This window comes from Shewanella sp. HN-41 (assembly GCF_000217915.1).
GTDB lineage: Bacteria > Pseudomonadota > Gammaproteobacteria > Enterobacterales > Shewanellaceae > Shewanella.
The window spans coordinates 157,553-165,962 of the sequence record NZ_AFOZ01000031.1 but is presented as its reverse complement, the minus strand read 5'-3'; the positions used below and the strand labels follow the sequence as shown (position 1 = coordinate 165,962).

At 47.3% G+C, this 8,410-nt stretch carries 5 protein-coding genes; all 5 read right to left on the bottom strand.

Annotated features, from left to right (window positions below):
* Positions 1-202 precede the first annotated feature (202 nt).
* The 5 genes from SOHN41_RS12360 to SOHN41_RS12335 all read right to left on the bottom strand — a co-directional run bounded on the left by SOHN41_RS12360 (position 203) and on the right by SOHN41_RS12335 (position 8,322).
* A complete protein-coding gene (locus SOHN41_RS12360; protein WP_007649434.1) occupies positions 203-2,647 on the bottom strand; it encodes a S8 family serine peptidase in 2,445 nt (814 codons plus the stop codon).
* A 715-nt stretch (positions 2,648-3,362) separates the two neighbouring features.
* Positions 3,363-3,689 carry a rhodanese-like domain-containing protein gene (locus SOHN41_RS12350; RefSeq protein WP_420705323.1) on the bottom strand — a complete coding sequence of 109 codons (327 nt, stop codon included), beginning with the start codon at positions 3,687-3,689 and terminating at the stop codon, positions 3,363-3,365.
* A gap of 94 nt (positions 3,690-3,783) precedes the next feature.
* Entirely contained in the window at positions 3,784-3,996 is a 213-nt protein-coding gene (locus tag SOHN41_RS12345) for a YgaP family membrane protein (RefSeq protein WP_007649432.1), read from the bottom strand.
* Between the two features lie 42 nt (positions 3,997-4,038).
* Positions 4,039-7,272 (bottom strand): efflux RND transporter permease subunit, encoded by a 3,234-nt coding sequence (locus SOHN41_RS12340; protein WP_007649423.1) that lies wholly within the window; start codon positions 7,270-7,272, stop codon positions 4,039-4,041.
* A gap of 36 nt (positions 7,273-7,308) precedes the next feature.
* Positions 7,309-8,322: an efflux RND transporter periplasmic adaptor subunit gene (locus tag SOHN41_RS12335; RefSeq protein WP_007649421.1), complete on the bottom strand. Its 1,014-nt coding sequence runs from the start codon at positions 8,320-8,322 to the stop codon at positions 7,309-7,311.
* Between the last annotated feature and the right edge of the window lie 88 nt (positions 8,323-8,410).

Genomic DNA, 8,410 nt, shown 5'->3' with positions numbered 1-8,410 from the left:
TGTTTGTAACTGAACTCGCCTTTTTCGACTTGGTCGACCACGGCCAATTTAAAAGCGAGGGAATAATCCCGTTGAGTTCGTTTGGTTGTTGATTTCATTACACTCTCCAAATAAAGATTGAAAAGTGTCAACGCTATTTAGGACGGGTCAATGTTGTAAAAAAGAGCCTGCAATTGCAGGCTCTTGTTTTTTTAGTTAAAAATTATTGGAATTTCAGTTCCCAGCTATCGATATAGCCTACGTCGCTGCTTGCACTGTCGATGGCTTTTAACATCCACACACCGCTCGACTCAACACCTGTCATATCAACGGTATAGCTCTTGTTAATATTGTCAGCACTGCCACCACTATTGCTGTGGAGAGTTGCGATTTGACCCGTTGGGCTGACTAACTGCACTTTTAAGTCACCTATGTAAGGGTGAACTATGTTCACTACCGCAGTCACAGTGCCTGAATCACCGGTACGAGTGACGGTAATAGGACTCGTGATCCCCGCAGTTTTGTTGTCAGGGATGTTGTAGTTGTCAGAGTTGATATAGTCGGTTGGTGTTGTTGGAGGAGTGCCACCGCCCGTTGATGCCGTGTAACTCGCCGTTAATGACACACCACTAAAGGCTGAATAGCCTTTCAGCATGGCGTAGTAAGTACCTGATTGTACGTTGGTGATTGGGCAAGACTCGCTATTGCCACTCTTATAGGGACGGCAATCGTAGTTCGACGTTGTTGGCGCTGCACCATATTGAACATATAGGTCCGCATCACCTGTACCACCGTTCATCACAAAACCTAGGTTTGTCGCACCCTGCGGCACGTCAAAGGAGAAGTGCAATTCTTCACTTGCCGCGCCAGTTAAGCCCGTTTTAGCGACTCCGTTAACCAGTACACCGTCGGTTGGTGTTGGATCGACAGGATCGGTTGGACCATTACAAGACGCATCTAAGAAGGTTTTTGCGGCAACAGCATTGATTAAACCATAGCCATAGTAATTGTCACGACCCGCAGTACCGAGATCTTCTGCGGTCATTTTCAATGCGTTACGGACTTGCGCCGCACTACACTCTGGGTGATAGCTCCACACTAAGGTGGCAACACCCGATACGTGTGGCGTAGCCATTGAAGTGCCGTTGTAGTACTCGTAATCTTTATTGCCTTGGTTGCTGACCGTTGCTGTAGCACCTAATTGATTACGCAGTGCTAAACCTGTGGCGCGATCCACAGACACGGAAACCATATTAATTTCACTGTTTGCATCGACAAGGAAGGGGTTCTGTAAGCCAGGTAATGCCGTGTTACTGTAGACGATCGCTGCACTGGCACCCGCATTCTTACAGGCTTTAGCCGCATTGATTTCAGGGTAACTTGTGCCTTGGTTGCCAACACGTTCAACTAAACAGATCTTATTGGTCATGTTGCCGCAGTTGAAGGTAGAACCGCTGACGCTACATTCGGCAAGTGTGGCCGTCGCTGTGCCATTGTATGGTGCGGGTACATAATTGCCGCCTGATGAGATCAGTCGATTATGGGGTACAACACCTGAGTCAAAGTAAGATTGCCCACCAATAGTGATATCGGCTAAACGACCTTCGCCACGGGTAACCGTCGACAGAATCGCTTCACCTGGGCCCGATATTTCCACTTGGTTGGTGTATTGGGAGAAAGCTGAGTGGTCTTTATGGTTATCTACTGAGGCGACTGACATCACGCCATCGTAGGATGCTGGGTAGCTGTGAGTGCTATTGCCATCGTTACCCGCAGCGGCAATCAAGAGTACGCCATTATTATAGTGGGCAGCCAGAGCGTTGCGCTCCGTCGTGCTAGAACCCGAACCACCTAAACTCATAGTGACAACATTGGCGCCGTTCGCAACGCAAGTATCTACCGCGGCGACTAATGATGAAGAGTAGCCCCAACCCGATTCGTTAAATACTTTAACGACATGAATATTGGCATTTTGATTTGGCATGACACCAATCACGCCATCATTATTGGCAATCGCCGCAATCGTGCCCGCAACGTGGGTACCGTGGGCGTTGTTATTGCCAGGCTCAAACCAGTTACCTGTGCCTGAGTTATTGGTCCCTGTGACATTGTTGCCACCCAACTCGCTGTGACCACGATCGTAGCCCGAATCGATAATACAGATAGTACGGTTACCCGCTTGGCTATCGCTTAACTGAGTTGCACCGACAAAGGTTTGACCCCAAGGAGTGCTTTCACTGAGCAAACGACGTGGCATGTCTTCTTCAACATATTCCACATCTGCTCGGGACTTTAACGCTTTAATGCCCTTGGCATCGAGTTTAACCGAGTAGCTGTTACTGCGGCCAATACGCTTCATTTCTTTTGCTTGAACTTTATTGAGTACACTATGTTGTGCACTGATTTCTGCCACCTGTGGTTGATAGTTCATCGAGGTGGAGAGTGCATTTGCTTGAGCGTCATCGCTCGCTTGCAGATTGCCGGCAGACATCATTGCCGCATTGGCGTTTTTAAATTTAACAATATAGCGTTTGGGCAGGGGGGAGGTTTGTGCTTGCATCGCTGCAGCAAAACCGGGCGCCTGCGGCGCTGCTTGTACTCCGGCTGAGATTGCAATAGCTAAGCTTGATAGGCTCAATGCTATTTTTGTGGTTCTGTTGATTGTCATGTATTTCTTCCATGGTCAATTTAGTGTTAATCATTATTATTTTGTATTTTTAAAGAATAACTACGACTTAGATGTTACTCGGTTAGTGAATTTATCTTCGGTCGGCGGTGTTGTAAATTAATTGTTAACGGTATAGTGGTTGGTATCGGCTTGTTGTTTTTAAGCGTATTAATTGAATAAAAATTCAAGTTGTAACAAACTGTAACGAATTCTGGGCTGAATTGATGTTTTTTTATGTGGAAAAAATGAATAAGGTAAAGCGAATTTACCGAGTTTTTTAATACTAAAGTCTAAATGCGCTATATTTATATTGTTGAAATTGTTGCATATAATTTTTTGGAATTAAAAATAATTATTTTCAATATTTATTCCTAAGTACCACAGTGAATTTTTTCAAGTGATTGATTATGCGAAGTTGTTGCAAAACATTGTCAATAGGGTGGCAGTTGCCAATTCGTTGACGATATTTAGCCGCAGATATAGCCTCCCACGAAAATTGCTGGGGTATTTTTTTGAAGAGAGAATTGAAGAGGAACACATTGCTATCAATATCGTGCAGCGGTTATCAGGCACTTTGCTTAACTTAGGCAATAAAAAAGCGCCGTAGGGCGCTTTTGGCGGGTAAAGCTTGAATTAATCTAGCGGGGTGAAAGCGCGGAAGTGATTTACTGCGACTCATCACACCCCACACCAGAGTTCATTCTGCGGCCTCTTCTTACTTAGCAGGCGTTTTTTGCGCCTCGACTAAGGTTTGATAGCCGCCAGCATTATAGGTTTGGGTATATCCAGCGGCGACTAAGGCTTCTATTGCTATGCTGCTTCGGCGACCACTGCGGCAATACAAGACGACTGGCGCATCTTTGGCGATGCCACGCTTGGCAAATTCCTCCGTTACTTGCTCGAAGGGAATATTCATCGCATTGGCTAAATGCCCTTCGGCAAATTCTTCGGGCGTTCTTACATCGACGACCATAGCACCGGCGGCAATTTTATCCCATGCGATTGCAGGATCTTGATCGGCGGCGTTTGCCATCGTTGGCATTAATACCAGCGATAGCAGACAAAACAGGGCTAGGCGCAGCAGACGTTGACCGCGTAACAGTACATTGTGGATCACTTTATCTCTCCTTGAAGAACTAACTTTGTTTTGCAATCTCAGCTTCTGATTTTATCCCCAATTTGCGTAAAACCATGGCAGCAGGACAGAAGCCTGTGAATGCGCTCTGGAATAGGTTAGCGCCAACAAAGGCAGTTAACCAGACAAAGTTATGATGTACTAAGGCGGTTAGCACCAAAGACAGTAACACCATAAATCCTGCAAAAGCCATAATACTGCGTTCTAAAGACATACCTTGCTCCTTGAGGCAGCGCTATGGCTGCCAATGTAGTGATTAATTAGATGGTTGAGTTAAGCTCATACGGTTTTTCATGGCCGCGTAATACAACACTGGGATCACGATTAAGGTCAGCAGCGTCGAGATGAAAATCCCGAAAATCAGACTTATCGCCAGTCCATTAAAAATAGGGTCATCCAGAATAAACAGGGCGCCTATCATGGCTGCTAACGCGGTCAGCATAATAGGCTTGGCCCGTACTGCGCCCGAGTGGATCACTGCTCGCTCAAAGGGTACGCCGGATGCGGTTTCTTGATTGATAAAATCCACTAATAATATTGAGTTACGCACAATTATCCCCGCCAACGCTATCATGCCTATCATAGAGGTTGCGGTGAACTGGGCCCCGAGCAGGGCATGCCCTGGCATTACACCAATCACAGTTAATGGGATAGGTGCCATGATGATAAGTGGCACAAGATAGGATCTAAACTGTGCTACCACCAACAAATAAATTGCTATCATTCCAACGGCATAGGCGATCCCCATATCCCTAAAGGTTTCATAGGTGATCTTCCATTCGCCATCCCAGAGCACGGCGACTGAGTCTAGCCCTGTGGGTTGATGAATATAATGCTGATCAAAACCTAAACCATCGGTGTCATCGATTTTTCCGGCCATATCAAACATGCCGTAGAGCGGGCTGTCCAGAGGCCCCGACATATCTGCTATCACCATGACCATAGGGATCATATTTTTATGGATAATAGGTGCATCTATCTTGCCGCGCTTAATCGTCACTAGTTCAGAGACAGGCACGGATTGCCCCGTTTGGCTTTGCAACTTCAGGTTTAGTACTTGCTCTAAATCGACCTTAGCGCCTTCCTTCAGTTGTAAGCGAATGGGCACTGGTTGTTTCTGCTGAGCTTGATGTAAATAGCTCACATCTTTGCCACCAACGGAGGTCGCGATCAGATCGACAATATTGCTGTAGGGAACGGCCATGAGGCTGGCTTTACTGCGGTCTATCATCACTTGCCATTTTTGTTGTGCTGCGGGCAAGAAAATATCGATATCGACCACGTCTTTCGTCTCGTGAAATAGCGTCTGCATTTCGTAGGCCGCTTGCTCACGGATAGCCGGGCTTGGACCATAGACTTCGGCGACTATGGGTGACCAAACAGGTGGGCCAGGGGGCACTTCAACGACTTTAATATTGGCTCGATACTGGGCACCAATATGCTGCAGATCTTCCCTTACCGACACGGCAATGCTGTGGCTGTCACGGTCTCTATGTTTTTTATTCACCAGATTGACCTGAATATCACCCAGTTCCTGGCTGTTACGCAGGAAGTAATGGCGCACTAAACCGTTAAAGTTCATCGGCGCATTTGTACCCGCGTAGAGCTGTAGGTGTTCGACCTCGGGCACTGTCGTCAGGTAACGGCTTAAATCCTGTAGCACTCTTTGTGTTTGTTCGACGGGGGTACCTTCTGGCATATCCACCATCACTTGAAACTCAGATTTGTTATCGAAGGGGAGCATTTTAAGCACCACAAGCTGACCTACGGGCAGGGCAACTGCAATGCCTATTAGCACAAACACCCCAGCGGCCAAACCTATTCTGGCCTTACGGGCATTTTTACCCAGTAAAAACGGGCCAATTAATTGGCTAAAGAGGCGCACCATCCTGCTCTCAGCTTCATCCGTTTGTACCGTATGAGTGTCATCGTGGGGTCGATGTTTTAACAGTTTGCGACTCAGCCACGGTGTGACTATAAAGGCAACCGCGAGGGAAATGAGCATACCCATACTCGCGTTAATCGGAATGGGGCTCATATAGGGCCCCATTAAACCGGATACGAAAGCCATGGGTAATAAAGCCGCGATAACGGTAAAGGTTGCTAAAATGGTGGGGCCGCCTACTTCATCCACGGCCACAGGGATAAGCTCGCTGAAGGATTTCTTGCCAAGCGCCATATGTCTGTGGATGTTTTCCACCACGACAATGGCATCGTCGACCAAGATGCCGATGGAGAAAATCAGGGCAAAAAGTGACACGCGGTTTAAGGTGAATCCCCAGGCCCAAGAGGCAAAGAGGGTAATGGCCAGCGTGATGATAATCGCCACGCCAACGACTAAGGATTCGCGGGCTCCCATGGTGAGGAAAACCAGTACGACTACCGCGCTCGTTGCAAAAATGAGTTTTAAAATCAGCGTGTTTGACTTGTCCGCCGCTGTTTCACCGTAATTACGCGATACAGTGACTTCCACATTGTCAGGAATGAGCACATTGTCGACTTTTGCCATACGTTCACGCACGGCATCGGCTATATCGACGGCGTTTTGCCCTGGTTGTTTACCTATGGCGATAGTGACTGCGGGGTAAATAGCCGTTTTATCGGCGTGCCAGACACTCTTCTTGGGAATATCACTCTTTAAACTGATCTCGGCAATATCCGCTAAATAAACGGGAATCGTGTTACCGCTTTTATCCTGTGAAATACTGACAACCAACTGCTTGATATCATCGATAGACTGCAGAAATTGCCCCGCTTGGACTTTAATCTCTTGATTGCCCTGCACCAGAGAAGCGGGCATTGAAATATGATTATTGTCGTTGAGACTTTGCCTCAGCTTGTCATAGGTCAGATTGAAACTGTTCATTTTGGCGGGATCGATCCGCACGTTTGCCACCATTTCATGTTGGCCAAGGGTGTAGATCTCGCGGGAGCCGGGGATTCGTTTCAGTTCTGTCTCTAAACCTAGTGCAACGTGGGTAAGCTGTTCGGCCGAAACCTGCTGGTCCTTTGACCATAAGGTTAAGCTGACAATAGGCACATCATCTATGCCGCGGGGCTTAATCAAGGGCTCGCCAACACCTGCGCCTAGGGGCAGTTTATCCATATTGGAATAAATCTGATTATACAGACTGACAATGGCATCGTTTCGCGCGACACCCACCTCGAAGATGACAATAATCAACGCACCATCGGGTTGGGAAAATGAATAGAGTGTATCTATCCCTTTGATTTCAGATATTACTTGCTCAGCGGGTAGGGTGACTAGATTTTCCACCTCTGTGGGGGTAGCGCCGGGAAATGGAATAAACACGTCGGCGAAGGTGACGTCAATCTGCGGTTCTTCCTCCTTTGGCGTCACGAGAATGGCAAATAAACCCAGTAGCAACCCCAGTAGGGCTAGCAGTGGGGTGATGGCGCTATTTTGGAAAGCCGCGGCAATTCGGCCCGAAATCCCAAGTGTGTTCTGTGGTACAGGATCATGTTTCATAAAACAACCTCGACAAAGCTTGCGTCGCTTAGGTATTTATTGCTTTTTATTGAGCAACACTTGATAAGCATCCATGGCTACTGTGTCACCGGACTTCAGTCCCGCAAGCACTTCTACTTCCCCATTTAAGGGCTCACCGACGCGCACTTGAGTCAGCACAAAGAGTTCACCCTGTTTAAGGTAAACACTGCTAAGTTCATTCATAGTGATCAGCGCCGATACGGGAAGTTGAATTTTTTCCCTTTCGCCGTTTTTAAATATGGCTTTCGCCCATGTGCCGGGTTGTAGGTTGGCTTCATTCTCAGGCAGATTAATGCGAACCTGATAACTGTGGCTGACGGGATCAGCAAAGCTAAAAATGGTGAGATCCCTTGAAGTTAGCTCACGGCCGTCATTTAAACGGACAATAAATTCGGGGGCATTCTTGAGTTGGTTGATATAACGTTGCGGCACTTGGGTGATTGCCCGCATTTGATTGGCCGAAAACCCCGAGAGCAAAGGTTGTCCTGGGCTAACGGTTTCACCTAACTCCACAAATCGCTCTGTGACTATGCCGCTAAAGGGGGCCGATACCACAGTGTATTTCAAGGATTCCGTCGCCTTGATAACGCGGGCCTGTGCTGCGCTGACGGCTTGCTCTGTCGCCTTAGCATTAGCGGTCGCTTCATCCATAGCCCCCTTAGAAATCGCGCCTTGGGGGAAAAGCTCTTTATAGCGCTTGTACTGGGCCTGAGATTCAACATTCAGAGCTTTGGCTTTGGCCAGTTCGGCCTCAAAACTGGCCAACTCGGCGCCTTGCTCCTTGCTGGTGATCTCCAGTAGTGCGGCTCCCTCTGGGGCGATATCGTTAACATCGTAGTTGAGTTTGACAATGCGACCAGAGGTTTGCGCCGACACAGTCGCCGCTTTTACCGCCTCGATAGTGGCATCTAACGTTACCCAGTTTGCATAGGGTTTGCTTATTACTTCAATCGTTTCCAGTGAAGTTGCATGTACTTGCATACCAGAAAACGCGAGTAAACCTAAAAGAACACGAGATATTGTAGCCATACTAAACCATCCCAAATACAATTTATGAGTAAATTCTAATGGAGTTGTTTTCAATAGGCAATTAATATTTATTAGAAAAAATTAATGT